This is a genomic window from Microbacterium sp. Leaf436, assembly GCF_001424715.1.
Classification (GTDB): Bacteria; Actinomycetota; Actinomycetes; order Actinomycetales; family Microbacteriaceae; genus Microbacterium.
The window spans coordinates 586,303-602,097 of record NZ_LMRB01000001.1 but is presented as its reverse complement, the minus strand read 5'-3'; the positions used below and the strand labels follow the sequence as shown (position 1 = coordinate 602,097).

The 15,795-nt window shown below is 71.7% G+C and carries 15 protein-coding genes; 6 read left to right on the top strand and 9 right to left on the bottom strand.

Translation table 11 applies throughout. The features are described 5' to 3' along the window. Window position 1: 1 nt before the first annotated feature. A complete protein-coding gene (locus ASG45_RS02895; protein WP_055832741.1) occupies window positions 2–1,330 on the bottom strand; it encodes an MFS transporter in 1,329 nt (442 codons plus the stop codon). A gap of 172 nt (window positions 1,331–1,502) precedes the next feature. On the opposite strand from ASG45_RS02895, the gene purU reads away from it, so the two are divergent. Further along, window positions 1,503–2,384, top strand: a complete 882-nt coding sequence (gene purU, locus ASG45_RS02890) for a formyltetrahydrofolate deformylase (RefSeq protein WP_055833210.1) — start codon at window positions 1,503–1,505, stop codon at window positions 2,382–2,384. 159 nt (window positions 2,385–2,543) lie between these two features. Here purU and ASG45_RS02885 read toward each other — a convergent pair whose 3' ends face one another. The 4 genes from ASG45_RS02885 to ASG45_RS02870 all read right to left on the bottom strand — a co-directional run bounded on the left by ASG45_RS02885 (window position 2,544) and on the right by ASG45_RS02870 (window position 6,824). Beyond that, entirely contained in the window at window positions 2,544–3,434 is an 891-nt protein-coding gene (locus tag ASG45_RS02885; RefSeq protein WP_055832740.1) for an FHA domain-containing protein, read from the bottom strand. A gap of 14 nt (window positions 3,435–3,448) precedes the next feature. Beyond that, entirely contained in the window at window positions 3,449–3,721 is a 273-nt protein-coding gene (locus ASG45_RS02880) for a hypothetical protein (RefSeq protein ID WP_055832739.1), read from the bottom strand. A gap of 109 nt (window positions 3,722–3,830) precedes the next feature. Beyond that, complete coding sequence (locus ASG45_RS02875) at window positions 3,831–4,796, bottom strand: serine hydrolase (RefSeq protein ID WP_070409946.1); 966 nt, start codon at window positions 4,794–4,796, stop codon at window positions 3,831–3,833. Window positions 4,797–4,844: 48 nt separating this feature from the next. Continuing rightward, window positions 4,845–6,824, bottom strand: a complete 1,980-nt coding sequence (locus ASG45_RS02870; RefSeq protein WP_055832738.1) for a M13 family metallopeptidase — start codon at window positions 6,822–6,824, stop codon at window positions 4,845–4,847. A gap of 99 nt (window positions 6,825–6,923) precedes the next feature. On the opposite strand from ASG45_RS02870, the gene ASG45_RS02865 reads away from it, so the two are divergent. Then, complete coding sequence (locus tag ASG45_RS02865) at window positions 6,924–8,252, top strand: MATE family efflux transporter (protein WP_055832737.1); 1,329 nt, start codon at window positions 6,924–6,926, stop codon at window positions 8,250–8,252. 74 nt (window positions 8,253–8,326) lie between these two features. Here ASG45_RS02865 and ASG45_RS02860 read toward each other — a convergent pair whose 3' ends face one another. Next, on the bottom strand, window positions 8,327–8,767 hold the full coding sequence (locus tag ASG45_RS02860) for a RidA family protein (RefSeq protein ID WP_055832736.1): 441 nt from the start codon (window positions 8,765–8,767) through the stop codon (window positions 8,327–8,329). A 20-nt stretch (window positions 8,768–8,787) separates the two neighbouring features. Beyond that, entirely contained in the window at window positions 8,788–9,450 is a 663-nt protein-coding gene (locus ASG45_RS02855) for a TrmH family RNA methyltransferase (RefSeq protein WP_055832735.1), read from the bottom strand. A gap of 77 nt (window positions 9,451–9,527) precedes the next feature. On the opposite strand from ASG45_RS02855, the gene ASG45_RS02850 reads away from it, so the two are divergent. The 3 genes from ASG45_RS02850 (at window position 9,528) to ASG45_RS02840 (ending at window position 11,953) form a co-directional block, all read left to right on the top strand. Further along, the gene (locus tag ASG45_RS02850) at window positions 9,528–10,805 is read left to right on the top strand and encodes an Nramp family divalent metal transporter (RefSeq protein ID WP_055832734.1); all 1,278 of its coding nucleotides are present in this window, start codon (window positions 9,528–9,530) and stop codon (window positions 10,803–10,805) included. A 9-nt stretch (window positions 10,806–10,814) separates the two neighbouring features. Next, window positions 10,815–11,450, top strand: coding sequence for a metal-dependent transcriptional regulator (locus ASG45_RS02845; protein WP_055832733.1), 636 nt, complete (start codon window positions 10,815–10,817; stop codon window positions 11,448–11,450). 68 nt (window positions 11,451–11,518) lie between these two features. Beyond that, window positions 11,519–11,953 (top strand): hypothetical protein, encoded by a 435-nt coding sequence (locus ASG45_RS02840; protein WP_055832732.1) that lies wholly within the window; start codon window positions 11,519–11,521, stop codon window positions 11,951–11,953. Window positions 11,954–11,962: 9 nt separating this feature from the next. On the opposite strand, the gene ASG45_RS02835 is transcribed toward ASG45_RS02840, so the two are convergent. Continuing rightward, window positions 11,963–14,398: an HAD-IC family P-type ATPase gene (locus ASG45_RS02835; RefSeq protein ID WP_055832731.1), complete on the bottom strand. Its 2,436-nt coding sequence runs from the start codon at window positions 14,396–14,398 to the stop codon at window positions 11,963–11,965. Window positions 14,399–14,440: 42 nt separating this feature from the next. Next, entirely contained in the window at window positions 14,441–15,388 is a 948-nt protein-coding gene (locus ASG45_RS02830) for an SDR family NAD(P)-dependent oxidoreductase (RefSeq protein WP_055832730.1), read from the bottom strand. A gap of 192 nt (window positions 15,389–15,580) precedes the next feature. Here ASG45_RS02830 and ASG45_RS02825 point away from each other — a divergent pair, with 192 nt between their 5' ends. After that, the gene (locus ASG45_RS02825) at window positions 15,581–15,751 is read left to right on the top strand and encodes a CsbD family protein (RefSeq protein ID WP_055832729.1); all 171 of its coding nucleotides are present in this window, start codon (window positions 15,581–15,583) and stop codon (window positions 15,749–15,751) included. Window positions 15,752–15,795 lie beyond the last annotated feature (44 nt).

Below are 15,795 nucleotides of genomic sequence, written 5' to 3'. Positions count from 1 at the left end.
GTCAGCGCGGCAGCTTGTCGAACCCGCCCACGTGACGGATCGTGCGCCCGCGCTCGACGGCGATCGCGATCCCCCCGACGAGCCACAGCGGCACCTGGGTGAGGAACGCCAGGCGGAAGGCATCCAGCGAGTAGGTCGCCGGGGTCCCCGCCCCCTGCACGTCCATCGCGACGCCGATGAACAGGATCGCGAGGAGCGCGGCGAGGAAGCCGCCGCCGTTGACGATGCCGGTCGCGGTACTGAGCCGGTGGCTGGGAGTGAAAGTGCGCGCGTGGTCGAACGCGATCATCGAGGCGGGTCCCCCGGTCGACAGCGCGAACATCAGCACGATCAGCAGCCACACCGGGGCGGGCCCCGGCCAGGCGATCACGGCGATCCACACCAGCGCTTGGAACACCACGACCGGGAGCACGAGCCAGCGCGAACGACGGGTGGGATGCCGACTCGACAACGCGCCGATGACCGGACCGCACACGATGCCGAACAGCACGAGCGTCGTCATGATCAACGACGCCGTCGCCGCCGGCAGCCCCTCGCCCGCGGTGAGGAACGGGAAGCCCCAGAGCAGCATGAACGCCGTCCCCGCGAAGGGGGTGGCGAAGTGCGACCAGAAGCCGAGGCGGGTGCCGGGGTGCGCCCACGACTCGCGGAACCCCTGCCGCAGGTCGGCCGCCGAGGTCACGACCCGGATCGCGCCGGTCTGCGTGTCGACCGAGGTGTCGACCAGGTCGGTACGACGCTCGGGCGGGCGGTTGCGGATGATCGCGTACGTCAGCACCGCGAACAGCACCCCGAGTCCCGCGACGCTGCCGAAGGCGACGCTCCAGCTCGTGGCGTGCAGCAGCGCGGCGAGCGGCACCACGGCGATGATCTGGCCGAACTGGCCGATGATGCCGGTGAGCTGCACCAGCAGCGGCGCGCGTTGCGCCGGGAACCACGTCGCGATCACGCGCAGCACGCTGGGGAAGATGGCTGCGTCGCCCGCCCCGATCAGCACGCGGGCCAGGATGCCGATCCCCACCGCATCGGCGAACGCCATCACCAGCTGGCCGAGCGCCATGAGCACCATGCCGATCGCGATCATGGGCCGCGCGCCGAAGCGGTCGAGCAGCAGGCCCACCGGGATCTGCATGGCGCCGTAGACGAAGAGTTGGATGACGGCGAACATCGACAGCGCCGACGCGTCGGCGTGGAAGCGGGTGGCGGCATCGACGCCCACGGCCGAGAGCGACGTGCGGTTGACGATCGAGACGACGTAGGCGAGCAGGCCGACGCCCCACAGCACCCAGGTGCGCCACCCCGGCCGGTCGAGGCGCAGGGCGTTGTTCACGTCTCCCAGGCTAGCCCCGCCCGCCGACATCGAGGCTGGTGCGGTCAGCCCGGCGCACCGGGGCGCGATCGGCGCACCGGGGCGCACGGTGACCGCCCCGGTGCACGAACAGCGCCCCGCTGTGCGCCGCAACCTGGTCGGCGACCGCGTCGGCGCACGGCAGAATGGTCCGATGGTCTCCGCGAGCCCCCACCTGCAGCCCGATCACGCGTGTCTCATCGTGCACGGCAGTGACACCCCCGGCATCATCGCCGCCGTCTCGGCCCTCATCGCGCGACAGGGCGGCAACGTCGTCGCCTTCGACCAGTACTCCGACCAGCTGCGCGGCGGCGCGTACTTCCAGCGCGTGGTGTTCCACCGCCCCGACCTGCCCGCGGCCCTGCCCGAGATCGAGGCCGACCTCGCGAAGACGCTCGGCGACGGCTTCGAGCTCGAGTGGACCCTCACCGACCTCTCGACGCCGAAGCGCATGGCGATCCTGTCGTCGAAGCAGGACCACTGCCTTCTCGACCTGCTGTGGCGTCACCGCCGTGGCGACCTGCCCGTGAGCATCCCCATGGTGGTGTCGAACCACACCTCCTCGGCCGACGACGTGCGCTCTTTCGGCGTTCCGTTCTTCCACGTCCCCTCGACGCCCGGGCCCGACAAGTCGGCATCCGAGGCCCGCATCCTCGAGCTGCTCGTCGGCAACGTCGACTTCATCGTGCTGGCGCGGTACATGCAGATCCTCTCGCCCGACTTCCTCGAGAAGATCGGGGTGCCGGTGATCAACATCCACCACTCGTTCCTGCCGGCCTTCATCGGCGCGGAGCCGTACAAGAAGGCCAAGCAGCGCGGGGTCAAGCTCATCGGCGCCACCTCGCACTACGTCACGAGCGACCTCGACGAGGGTCCGATCATCGAGCAGGACACGGTGCGCGTCACGCACGCCGACTCGGCGGCCGAGCTCGCCCGTCGCGGCGCCGACGTCGAACGCCAGGTGCTCTCGCGCGCGGTCCTGTGGCACGCCGAAGACCGCGTGCTGCGCGACGGGAACCACACGATCGTCTTCTGACGCGGTCGTGAGGCGGCGTCGCTACCGCCACGCCCGACCGAGGACGCATTCGTTCGTCGAGACCGCATCCGATCGAGCGCACTCACGTGCGGCCTCGACGAACGGATGCGTCCTCGACGAACGGATGCCGCTTCGACGGCGCCCAGCCCGTCCACCGTCTCAGTCGGGATCGCTCGCGCGGCTGAGCGGGCCGCTCCCACCCCGCGGCGGTTGCTTCCGCTGACGCGCCAGCTCGCCGCCGACGCGCCCGCCGTACGGTCGGCCGTGATCGGCGAACTCAGCGCGGAAGTAGGCGAGCCGCCAGTCGCCCAGCTCGATACGCGCACCGGTGCGCAGGATGCGCCCGCCGCGGTCACGACCCGGGCCCTGCTCGCGCGCCCCGCCGCCCCCGACCTCGTCGAAGCCGTACAGCACGTACTCGTCGTCGCCCTCGTGGCGGATCTCGGCGTGCACCGGCGCCAAGCCGGGCAGGCGCAGGTCGACCTCTTCGCCCGAACCGATCACGGTCTTCTCGGGCAGCAGGTCGAACTCGCGCGGCCGCGAGCCGTCCCACGTCGCGTCGCCGACCGCGAAGATCAGGCGCGGCCGCCCCGAGCCGGGCGTGTAGTGCGTCGTGGTGATGCGGCGGCGCACCGTGCGGTTGACGGTGGGAACCAGCGGCATCGGGGTGCCCGGCGGGATCGGGAAGACCGATCCCCGACCGTTCCGTTTCATCAGCAGCGGTGCCACCGCCGCGACCGAACCCAGCCGGATGTGCGCCGACCCCGTGACCGCCCGCTGCAGCACGCTGCGTTTGACGTCGCCGAGGTGCAGGATCGGACCGTCCGGCCCCTCCACACGCACCGAGATGCCCCGGGATGCCAGGGCGTCGGCCAAGGTGGACAGCTCACCCAGGGTGCGCCGACCGCGGCCCGGCAGGCGCGAGGGGTCGCTCACGAAGACGCGCACCTCGGAGCCCGCGGCGGTCACCGCGCCCTCGAACGGAGGCGACCCGGCATCCTCCGTCTCGTCGCGCTCCGAGAAGGCGAGGTCGATGTCGAGACGCACCATGACGGCGCCGCCCCTCAGCTGCCGCGGTGCGGGTCGGACCCGGCCGCGGTGTCGTCGCTCGTCGTGACGCGCAGGGTGCCGTTGAGCTTCCAGGTCGCGCGCGGGGCGTCGGGGCCGATGTCGCGGGGAACCTCGACGGTCATGTCGACGAACGAGTAGTTGACGGCCGCGCCGCGACCGGTCAGGTACGACCACATCTCGCGACCGAGGTCGGTCCAGTCGGTGATGGAGTGGCCCTCGGGGCCGGCGTTGTCGGCGAACGGGTCGGTGGTGGAGGAGTCGGACATGGCCCCGGTCCCTTCTTTCGTGTGGAGGCCAATAGCGTCCCAGCGACCCTCCGCGCCGGGGAAGGGATTGCGTTCGCGCGCCCGGTGGGGGAGCATTCTTCGCCGCCCGTCAGTACACGTACTCCATGAGCTCGACACCCAGCACGCGGAAGGCGTCGTGCGCCCGCAGACGGTGGGCGATCGAGAGGTCGTCGAAGTTGACGATCAGCGCGAACGCGACGCCCGCGCGCGGTCCGCCCAAGACGCCGGCCTCGGCGCGCACGCCCGCCGCGCGACCCGTCTTGTTGACGAACAGCAGACCGTGCTGATCGTTCTCGTGGGCGAAGGGATCGAGGCCGGTGGCGGATGCCACGAGCGACAGGTCGTGGTTCAGGCTCAGCCACTCCGCGACCTGCGCACTGACCCCCGGCGACACGATGGTCGAGTTCACCAGACCGGCGAACACGTGCGCCATCTCGCGCGCCGTGGACAGGGCCAGATGGGGGGCGTCATCGGGTCCGCGGGCGTCGCGGAACCGGTCGAGCAGCGCCGTGCGCCGCAGGCCCAGCTGTTCGACCCGGGCCCGCACCGATTGCAGCCCCACCCGGTGCACGAGGGCATTGACCGCCAGAGCGTCGCCCGACGACGCGGCCAACGCCGCGAGATCGGCCACGGGCAGCGCCGGGGCCTTGAGGTGCTGCCAGACCCCGCCCTGGGCGGCGTCGTGCACCGACGCGCGGTCGACGATCTCGAGCGGGTCGAGGCGCCCCGCCTCGATCGCGGCGGCGACCTCGATCAGCAGCGGCACCACGCCGAGACCGCCGACGGGCAGCGTCACGAAGTCGTCGCCCGAGAGCACCTCCGCCCCACCGTCGAGATCGTCGATGCGCACCGAGACCTTGGCCCCCGACGCCGCCAGCTCGTCGAGCGAGCGCAGCGTCGCCGTGAACGACCGACGACCGGCCGCGGCACGACGGGGGAGGCGCTTGGGCCCCTTGCGTCCCGCCCCGCGCAGGGCGGGGGCGTCGCGACGAGACGACGACTCCACGGGCCCGCCGACGGGGTCGGGCACGGCGGGCTCGGGAACCGGGGGCATGCCCACGAGCGTGGCTCCTTCCGGGTCAGGAGGGCAACAAACGCGACCTCACCAAATGGTGACGCGCTGGTCGGCGTCGAGCCAGAGGGCGTCGCCCTCGGTGACTCCGAACGCCTCGTAGAATGCGTCGATGTTACGCACGATCTGATTGCAGCGGAACTCGTTCGGCGAGTGCGGGTCGATGGTGAGCAGCCGGATCGTCTCGGCGTCGCGCCCCTTCTGCTGCCAGATCTGAGCCCAGCTCAGCAGCAGACGCTGGATGCCGGTGAACCCGTCGACGTCGGGGCCCTCACCCGCCGTCTCGCCCTGTCCCTCGAGGAAGAGGCGGTATGCCGCGATCGCGATGCCGAGGCCGCCCAGGTCGCCGATGTTCTCGCCGATGGTGAGGGCGCCGTTGACGTGGTGCTCGTCGGCGAGGCCCTGCGGCACGAGCGCGTCGTACTGGGCGATGAGGGCCTTGGTGCGCTCCTCGAAGGCCGCGCGGTCGGCATCCGTCCACCAGTCGCGCAGCGACCCGTCACCGTCGAAACGGCTGCCCTGGTCGTCGAAGCCGTGTCCGATCTCGTGACCGATCACCGCACCGATGCCGCCGTAGTTGGCCGCGGCGTCACGGTCGGCGTCGAAGAACGGGTACTGCAGGATCGCGGCGGGGAACACGATCTCGTTCATGAGCGGGTTGTAGTACGCGTTCACGGTCTGCGGGGTCATGTACCACTCGTCGCGGTCGATCGGCTGGCCGACCTTCGCGAGCTGGCGGTCGTGCTCCCACAGGTGAGCGCGGCGTACGTTGCCGATCAGGTCGTCGGCGACGACCTCGAGCTCGCCGTAGTCCTTCCAGCGCACGGGGTAGCCGATCTTCGGCGTGAACGCGTCGAGCTTCGCGAGGGCGCGCTCGCGCGTCTCTTCGGTCATCCACTCGAGGCCGCGGATCGACCGACGGTACGCCTCGATGAGGTTGGCGACCAGGCCGTCCATGGCGTCCTTCGCCGCCGGCGGGAAGTGCCGCTCGACGTAGACCTTGCCGATCGCCTCGCCCAGGGCGGCCTCGACGAGACCCACCCCCCGCTTCCAGCGCTCGCGGTTGACCGGCACGCCCGTCAGCTGCGTGCCGTAGAAGGAGAAGTTCTCGGCGACGAAGTCGTCGGAGAGGAACGATGCGGCGGAGTGCACGATCTTGAACCGCACCCACGCCTTCCAGTCGTCCAGGCGCTCCTCGACCAGCAGCCCCCCGAGCGACTCGATGAAGCTCGGCTGATAGACGACGACCTCGGCGAGCGCGTTCTCGTGCCCCGGCGCGACGGCGGAACGCCACGGCTCGAGGTCGAGCCCGGCCAGGGCGACGGTGTCGTCCCACGACTTCAGGTTGTACGTCTTGACCGCGTCGCGGTTGTCTTCGCGCGACCAGTGGTGCGTGGCGATCTCGGTCTCGAGGGCGAAGACGCGGTCCGCGGATGCCGCGGCCTCGGCGACGCCGGCCAGGTCGAGCAAGCGCTCGATGTGGCCGCGGTACGCCGTGCGGGTCTCGTCGAAGTTCTCGAGGCGGTAGTAGCTCTCGTCGGGCAGCGAGATGCCGCTCTGGTACAGCACCGGGACGTAGCGGGTGGGCGCGCCGGGGTCGGGCTCGACGAACAGCGCCAGCAGACCGCTGACGCCGTCGCGCTCGAGGTCGCCGATGAGCTGCAGCAACGAGGCGATGTCGGTCACGGCGTCGACGCGCTCCAGGCGGGCCTCGATGGGCGCGCGGCCGAGCTGCTCGATGCGCTCAGTGTCCATGAAGCTCGCGAAGAGATCGCCGATCTTGCGGGCCTCGGTGCCGGGCTCGGCATCCTGCGACTCCTGCACGATGGTGCGCACGTTCGCCTCGGCCTGCTCGGCGATGAGGTGGAACGAGCCCCAGCGGGCCTTGTCGTCGGGGATCTCGGTGCGCTCCAGCCAGCGGCCGTTCACGTGGCGGAACAGGTCGTCCTGCGGGCGGATCTCGTCGCTGAGCTCTTCGAGCGCGAGACCGGAACGGAGGTTGTCGGTCATGCAGTCAGGATAAGTGCCCCACATCGGTGCGGGCTCGGAACGGCGGTCGATGACCGCACGCTCCCGGGCGGTGTCGCACCCCCGCCCTAGGCTCGGAGCGTGACCACCCGCCCACCCGAGACGCTGAACCGCGCGATCCTCAGGCTCGCCGTTCCGGCGCTGGGCGCGCTCATCGCCGAGCCGCTGTTCCTCATCGTCGACGCGGCGATGGTCGGGCACCTGGGCGTGGCGCCCCTGGCCGGTCTCGGTATCGCGGGAGCGGTGCTGCACACCGTCGTCGGACTCATGGTGTTCCTCGCGTACTCGACGACCCCCGCCGTGGCACGCCGCTTCGGCGCGGGCGAGTTCGGTCGCGCGGTCTCGGTGGGCATCGACGGCATGTGGCTCGCCGTGGGTCTCGGCGCGCTGCTCGCGGCGGTCGGCGTGCTGGCGACGCCCGCGATCGTCGACGTGTTCGGCGCCGCCCCCGACGTCGCCGAGAACGCGCGCACGTACCTGTCGATCTCGATGTGGGGCCTGCCCGCCATGCTGGTCGTGTTCGCGGCGACCGGATTGCTCCGCGGGATGCAGAACACCGTGACGCCGCTGTGGATCGCCGGCCTCGGCTTCGGCGCCAACGCGCTGCTCAACGCCGTCTTCATCTACGGCTTCGGCTGGGGGATCGCCGGCTCCGCCGCCGGAACGGTCGTGGCGCAATGGGGAATGGTGGGCGCGTACGTGCTGGTCGTGCGGCGATTGGCCCGTCGGCATTCGGCGTCCATCCGCCCCGAGCGCGCGGGGCTGAGCGGCACGGCCCGTTCGGGCGGCTGGCTGTTCCTGCGCACGGTGAGCCTGCGCGTGGCGTTCCTCGCCACCGTGGCCGTCGCGACCGGTCTCGGCTCGGCGGAGCTGGCGGGGTGGCAGATCGCGTTCACCATCTTCTCGACCGCGGCGTTCGCCCTCGACGCGCTCGCGATCGCCGCGCAGGCGCTGATCGGCAGCGCCCTGGGCGCCGGTGACTCCCCGACCGTCGGCCGGGTGCTGCGGCGCACGAGCGCCTGGGGTGTGTGGTTCGGCCTCGCCGTGGGGGCGATCGTGGCCGCCGCGTCGGGCGTGGTGGGGCTCGTGTTCACCGGCGATCCCGCGATCGCCGCCCTCATCCAGCCGGCGCTGCTCGTGCTCGCCCTGGCGCAGCCGCTCGCCGCTTTCGTGTTCGTGCTCGACGGGGTGCTGATCGGCGCGGGCGACGCGCGCTACCTCGCCCTCGCGGGCGTGCTCAACCTGATGCCGTACGTGCCCGCGCTGGTGCTCGTGGCGCTCTTCGCCGGCGGCGGCGCCGCGGGGCTCGCGTGGCTGGCCGCGTCGTTCTTCGGCGTCTACATGCTCGCGCGCGCGTTCACCCTGGGACTGCGCGTGCGCGGGCAGAGGTGGATGACGGCGGGCGGGTGACGCCCGCCCCTCGATCCCCCGGGCCGAACTCGCCGCGGAGCCGGTGAGGGCAGCCACCCGACCCGCGTCGGGGCTCAGCCGAGGGCGTCGACGCCCTCGGCCGCGACCTCGTCGAGCACCGCGGCGACGGCTTCGATCTCGACCAGCTGGCTGTCGTAGCCCAGCACCGTGACCCCGATCAACGTGCTCGGCACGTCGTGGTCGCCGAACGCGGCGCGCACGACGTCCCACGCCGCGACCAGATCGGTCTGACGCGTGGATGCCACGAGCACCCGCGTCGAGATGACGTCGGTGAGCTGCGCCCCGGCATCGGCGAGCGCGGTGACGAGGTTGTCGACGCAGCTCCGGGCCTGTGCCGCGACGTCGCCCACCCCGACGGTCGCGCCGTCGGCGTCGAGGGGGCAGGAGCCCGCGAGGAAGATCAATCGGGCCTCGGCGGGGGCTGTCGCGGCGTAGGCGTACTCGGCGACGCTCGACAGCGAGGCCGAACGGATGAGGGTGACGGCTTGCGGCATCCCTCCACCCTCGCACGGGCTCACGCCCAGCGACGGCACCACTCGTACATGATCACGGCGGCCGCCGACGCGGCGTTGATCGACCGCGTCGAACCGTACTGCGTGATCTCGACCACGCCGGTCGCGGCCTCGATCGCCTCGGGCGACAGACCCGGGCCCTCCTGGCCGAACAGCAGCACGCAGCGCTCGGGCAGGTCGGCCCGGTCGACCGGCACCGATCCCTCGACGTTGTCGACGGCGATCACGGGCAGACCCGCCTCGCGCGCCCAGGCGGTGAACGCCGCGACGTCCTCGTGGTGACGCACGTGCTGATAGCGGTCGGTCACCATCGCGCCGCGGCGGTTCCACCGGCGCTTGCCGACGATGTGCACCTCGGCGGCCAGGAAGGCGTTGGCGCTGCGCACGATCGATCCGATGTTGAGGTCGTGCTGCCAGTTCTCGATCGCGACGTGGAAGGGATGCCGCTGCGCGTCGAGGTCGGCGACGATGGCCTCCATCGACCAGTAGCGGTATCCGTCGACGACGTTGCGCGTGTCGCCGTGGGCCAGGAGATCGGGGTCGTACCGCGGGTCGTCGGGCCATTCCCCGGGCCAGGGTCCGACGCCGTGGGTCGGGGCGGCGGCGCCCCCGTCGGGTTCCGGCGCGACCCGGGGCTCGGGCGCGGGGTCAGCGGCATCCGTCACCGGTTCAGGCTACCCGGGCCGCACCCGCGACCACTCCCCCGCTTTTCGGTCACCCGAAATATCGATAGGGTTTCGGCATGCCGAAAAATGACCTGGTCGCCGACCGACGCCACACCCCCGGGCGTGGGCTGTGGCTGCTCGGACCGGCGATGGTCGCGGGGGTCGCCTACCTCGACCCCGGCAACGTCGCCAGCAACATGACCGCCGGCGCGACCTTCGGCTACCTGCTGGTGTGGGTGGTCGTGCTGGGCAACGTCATGGCGTGGCTCATCCAGTACCTCTCGGCCAAGCTCGGCATCGTCACCGGCGAGAGCCTGCCCCAGGTGCTCGGACGCCGCATCCAGCGGCCCTGGGCCCGACGCCTCTACTGGGTACAGGCCGAGCTCGTCGCCATGGCCACCGACATCGCCGAGGTCATCGGCGGCGCCGTGGCCCTGAACCTGCTGTTCGGCATCCCGCTCGTGTGGGGCGGCGCGATCACCGGCGTCGTGTCGATGCTGCTGCTCGTCGTGCAGTCCCGGCGGGGTGCGCGGGCGTTCGAGACCGTGCTGATCGGGCTCCTGCTCATCATCGCGGCGGGATTCACCTTCGGCCTGTTCTTCGCGCCGCCCGACCCCGCCGGCGTGGTCGAGGGGCTCGTTCCGCGTTTCGAGGGGACGAACTCGGTGCTGCTGGCCGCGTCGATCCTGGGCGCGACGATCATGCCGCACGCCATCTACGCGCACTCGGCGCTCAGCCGCGACCGCTTCGCCCCCGGGTCGCCGACGGCGGCAGCCGACCTCGAGCAGGCCCGCGGCATCTCGACGCTCCGACTGCTGCGCGCCACCCGCTGGGACGTCACCATCGCCCTCGTGGTCGCCGGAACCGTCAACCTCGCGATCCTGCTGCTGGCCGCGGCGAACCTCGCCGGCGTCGACGGCACCGACAGCCTCGAGGGCGCCTACGCGGCTCTCCGCGACGGACTCGGCCCGGTCGTGGCGACGATGTTCGCCGTCGGGCTGCTCGCCAGCGGGCTCGCCTCGACCTCGGTCGGTGCGTACGCCGGCGCCGAGATCATGCACGGCCTGCTGCGCGTGCGCGTCCCCCTGCTGGTGCGGCGGCTCGTCACCCTCATCCCCGCACTGGTCATCCTGGCCCTCGGCGTCGACCCCACGCTCGCCCTGGTGCTCAGCCAGGTCGTGCTGTCGTTCGGCATCCCGTTCGCGCTCATCCCCCTCGTCGCCCTCACCGCGCGGCGCGATCTGCTCGGCGCGCACCGCAACCGGCCGCTCACCACCGCCGGCGGGGTGCTGGCATCGGTGTTCCTGGTCACTTTGAACGCCGTGCTCCTGTGGCTGGTCTTCGCCGGCGGATAGGCTGACGACGTGGAATCGCCCGTGTCCGACGACTATCTCAAGGCGATCTACCACCACACCGAGTGGCAGGACTCCCCGATCACGCCCTCGCAGCTCGCCGCCATGCTGGGCCTCGCCCCGTCGAGCGTGACCGAGATGGTGAAGAAGCTCGCCGCCCAGGGCCTGGTGACGCACCGGCCGTACGGTCCCGTCTCGCTCACCGCGGCGGGCGGCCGCCGCGCCGCCGGGGTGATCCGGCGCCACCGCCTGATCGAGACCTGGCTCGTGCGCGAGTTCGACTACGCCTGGGACGAAGTGCACGACGAGGCCGAGGTGCTCGAGCACGCGCTCAGCGACCGACTGCTGGAGGGCATCGACGCCCGGCTCGGGCGACCGCGCTTCGACCCGCACGGCGATGCGATCCCGGATGCCGACGGCACGGTGCACCGCGAAGCCTTCGTGCTGCTCGCCCAGGCGTCGACGGGCCACACCGGGCGCGTGCTGCGGGTGAGCGACCGTGACCCCGAGCTGCTGCGGGCGCTGGTGGAGCGCGGCATCGACGTGGGGCACGAGATCGAGGTCGTCTCCGACGCCGTGGTGCGCGCGGACGGCGTCGACGTGACGCTTCCCGACGGCGCGGGCACTTCGGTCTGGCTGACGCGCTGAGGATCGCCCCCGCTGTCGCTACGCTGACCCCACCGGCACCCTGCCCCGCCGTCGATCGTGAGGCCCCCATGACCACTCCCGCCACGGTGCGCCGCCCCGTCGCCGTCACGGTCGCGATCGTGCTGGTCTACCTGGGCGGGCTGCTCAACACGGCGCTCGGCATCCTCGTGCTGCTCACCCGCTACGAGGTGACCGACGACCTCGTGCTCCCCGTCTCGCTCGTGGGTGCCGCGACCATCCTGCTGGGCCTGCTCACCGTCGCCGGCGGCTCGGCGCTCGCGCGCGGCAGTCGCCTCGCCCGCACTCTGCTCACCACCTACCTGACGGTCCTGGTCGTCCTGCAGGCCGCGGCGCTGGCGTTGACCGAGCTCGACCCGACGATCATCGTGGCGCTGATCGCGGCGCTCACGGTGATCGCGGCGATGTGGGTCCCCCCGCACGCGCGACGCTACTTCGCGCGCACGGGCGTCGAACCTGTGGTGGCCTCGACGCCGATGATCTGACCCGCCGCGTCAGCGCCGAGATCCCTCGACATCGGCCCGCAGCAGACGCCGCACGAACCGGCGATGGGCGAAGCGCACCGCCTCGATCGCGGCGATCGCGACCACGACGATCATCGTGATCAGCACCGCTCCGTCTTCGCCCGGGTCGCGCAGCTGGAAGAAGTCGCCCAGCGCCGGCACCGTGAAGATCGCCGTGAGGGCGATGAACATGGCCCCGATGACGAGCACCTTCACCCGCGTGACCGGCCGCGAGAGCACCGTCAGCACCCAGATCGCGACGATGGCGAGGATGATCGTCGCCCCGGTGCGCAGCTGCTCGACGCTCAGCCCCATGCCCAGCGCGAACCGCGTGTACACGGTGAGCGCGATGGCGATGACGATCCCGGCCGGGATCGCGAAGCTCAGCGACCTCTTCAAGAAGCCCGGCACGTAGCGCTGGGTGTTCGGGAGCAGGGCGAGGAAGAACGCCGGGATGCCGATCGTGAGGCCATCGGTGATCGACAACTGCCGCGGGAGGAAGGGGAACTCCATCACCAGCGCCCCGAACAGCACGGCGAGACCCGTCGCGTAGACGGTCTTGGTGAGGAAGAGCATCGACACGCGCTCGATGTTCGCGATCACCTGACGACCCTCGGCGACCACCGACGGCAGGTGCGAGAACCGACCGTCGAGCAGCACGAGACGCGCCACCGCCTTGGTGGCCGCAGCTCCCGAGTTCATCGCGATGCCGATGTCGGCCGTCTTGATCGCGAGTGCGTCGTTGACCCCGTCGCCCGTCATGGCCACGACGTGCCCGCGCGCCTGGAGGGCGGTGACCATGCGCCTCTTCTGGTCGGGGGTGACCCGGCCGAACACCGTGTGCTGCTCGAGGATCTCGCCGAGCTCGACGTCGTCGTCGGGGAGGCGCCGGGCGTCGTAGCCCTCGTCGACCTCGAGCCCCACCTCGCGCGCGATCGCGGCCACGGTGCGGGGATTGTCGCCCGAGATCACGCGCACGCCCACGCCCTGGTCGCGGAAGTAGGCCAGCGCCTCGGCGGCGTCGGGGCGCACCGCCTCGACGAAGGTGAGCACGGCGACGGCCACGGGCGCGGCGGGAAAACGTTCGGCTTCGACATCGGCGTCGTCGAGCGGTGCGCCGGTGTGGGCGAGAACGAGCGTGCGGCGCCCCGACGACGCCAAGCGGGTCACCGCCGCACCCAGCTCGGTGCCGGCGTCGCCCGCGACGTCGCCGAAGACCATCTCGGGCGCACCGAGCACCCAGGTGCCGGACGGGCCCGCGGCGAACGACACCGCGCTCCATTTGCGTGCCGACGAGAACGGGATGCGCCGGGAGGCGTCGAGCGGGGCCTCGACCGGGAACGGCTCGCGCAGGCACTGCGCCGTGGCGTTGGCGTCGGGCGCCGCGCCGTACCACCCCAGGGTCTGCTGCCACCCCGCCCGTTCGGCCAGCGGCAGCGCGGCGTCGAACCGGATCTCGCCCGCGGTGAGCGTGCCCGTCTTGTCGAGGCAGATGACATCGACGCGCGCGAGGCCCTCGACCGCCGGCAGCTCGTTGACGAGCACCTTCTGCCCCGCCAACCGGGCCGCCCCGACGGCGAACGCGATCGAGGTCATCAGCACGAGCCCCAGCGGGATCATCGCGGTGAGCGAGGCGATCGTGTTCACGACGGCCTGCGACCAGGTGCCCTGCTGCCACGCCTGCACCCACCCGCCGGCGACCATCATCTGGGCGTTCAGCACCAGCAGTCCGATGGGACCGACGCCCCAGCCGACCCACCGCAGCACGCGGTCGATCGAGGTACGCAGTTCGCTCGAGACGAGCTGGAAGCGTTTCGCCTCGGTGGCGAAGGCGTTCGCGTACGACTCGGCGCCCACGCGCACGACGCGGGCCGTGCCCTCGCCCGCCACGACGATCGATCCCGACAGCGCCTCGTCACCGGGCCTCTTGTCGACGGCATCCGATTCGCCGGTCAGCATCGACTCGTCGATCTGCAGCGCCCCCGAGTCGACGACGACGGCGTCGGCCGACACCTGGTCGCCGGCGCGCAGCACCAGCAGATCGTCGCGCACGACCTCGGACGGGGCGATCTCGACGTCGACCCCGTCGCGGCGCACCCGGGCGCGCGGTGCGTTGAGCAGCGCGAGCCGGTCGAGCGCCGCCTTCGCGCGGAACTCCTGCACGCATCCGATCACGGCGTTCGACAACGCGGCCACGCCGAACAGGGCGTCCTGCCACCGTCCGAGCAGCAGCAGAACGAGGAAGCACGCGCCGACGATCCCGTTGAAGAGCGTGAAGACGTTCGACCGCACGATGTTCCACGCGCTGCGGCTGCTGTCGGCGGTGAACGCGTTGGTCTGCCCCGAGGCGACCCGTTCGCCCACCTCGGCCGCGCTCAAGCCACGGGCGTCGTCGAACTCGATGCTGTCGGCGATCGCCTGGTCCATGCGATCACTGTAGGGCCCGCCGGCGACATCGACGGGGGCGGATCACGACGCCGCGCGCCGCGCGCGGTCGAACGGCCAGCGCACGTGCGTCGCCGTCTCGCACGCGCGCCACAGCTCGGCGCCGAGTTCGCTCCCGCGGATGCGGCGCGCCGGCGTGGCCGGGCGCGGGGCACCCCGCGCGACGAGTGCCGGCCCGTACATGGCCCCGCCCTCGGCGTGCGGGTCGACGAGCGCCCGCACCAGCGCCCAGGCGCCGTGCTCCTTGGACTGGGTGATGGGCGCCTGCAGGTTGTCGAGGAAGCGCTCGAGCCGCGTCGGCTCGTTCACGCCCCGGATGCCGCGGGTGCGCCCGCTCGTGGAGTAACCGGGGTGCGCGACGAGGCTCTCGACGGGCACGTCGTGGGCCCGCAGCCGCCGGTCGGCCTCGAGCGCCAGGGCGGTCGTCGCCGCCTTCGACTGCACGTACGCGCGCCACGGGGTGTAGCCCTCGGTGAGCTCGGGGTCGGTGGGAACGTGCCTCCACAGCGAGGTCGACATGCTCCCCACCCAGACCATGCGGCCCCGCGCCGTGGCGAGGGGCTTGAGCAACTCGCCCGCCAGGGCGAAGTGCCCCAGAACGTTGGTGGCGAACACGAGCTCGTGCCCGCCGGCCATCTCTCGGGTCTTGGGCGGGTGCACGACGCCGGCGTTCAGCAGCAGACCGTCGAGCCGGCCGCGTGCGCGGGCGGTGGCGGCCGCCGCCCGCACCGACCCCATGTTGCTGGTGTCGAGCAGCAGCGTCTCGATGTCGGCATCCGGATCACCGCGCGTGACGGCGGCCTTCGCCGCGGCCAAGGCGTTGGGGTTGCGTCCGGTCAGCACCACGTGGGCTCCGGCGGCGGCGAGCTGCACGCACGAGAAGAAGCCGAGGCCGCGCGTGGCTCCCGTGACCAGGTAGGAGCGCCCCGTGAGGTCGGGGAGGTTCTCGGGGTCCCATTCGGTGCGCGCCACCCTTCGACCCTAACCAGATCGCGCGCCGCCGTCACGGGTGCATTCCGTGCGAGGAATATCGGCACGCGGGAAAATTTTCCGAACATCGCGTGACGAATCGTCCCGTCGTCTCGTCTCATCCCCGAGCGCACCCGCTCCGTCGCGACGAACACCCGCCGCCGACGCCGTCACGACAGGTAAAGGAGTCAGGCCATGGGTCTCGACGACAAGATCAAGAACGCCGCTCAGGACATCGTCGGCAAGGCGAAGGAAGCCATCGGCAACGCGACCGACAACGACAAGCTGGCCGCAGAGGGCAAGGCCGACCAGGTGAAGGCGGATGCCAAGAAGGCCGGCGAGAACGTCAAGGACACCTTCAAGTAATCCGCCACCGCGGACGGGCGGGCATCGGCTTCGGCCGTGCCCGC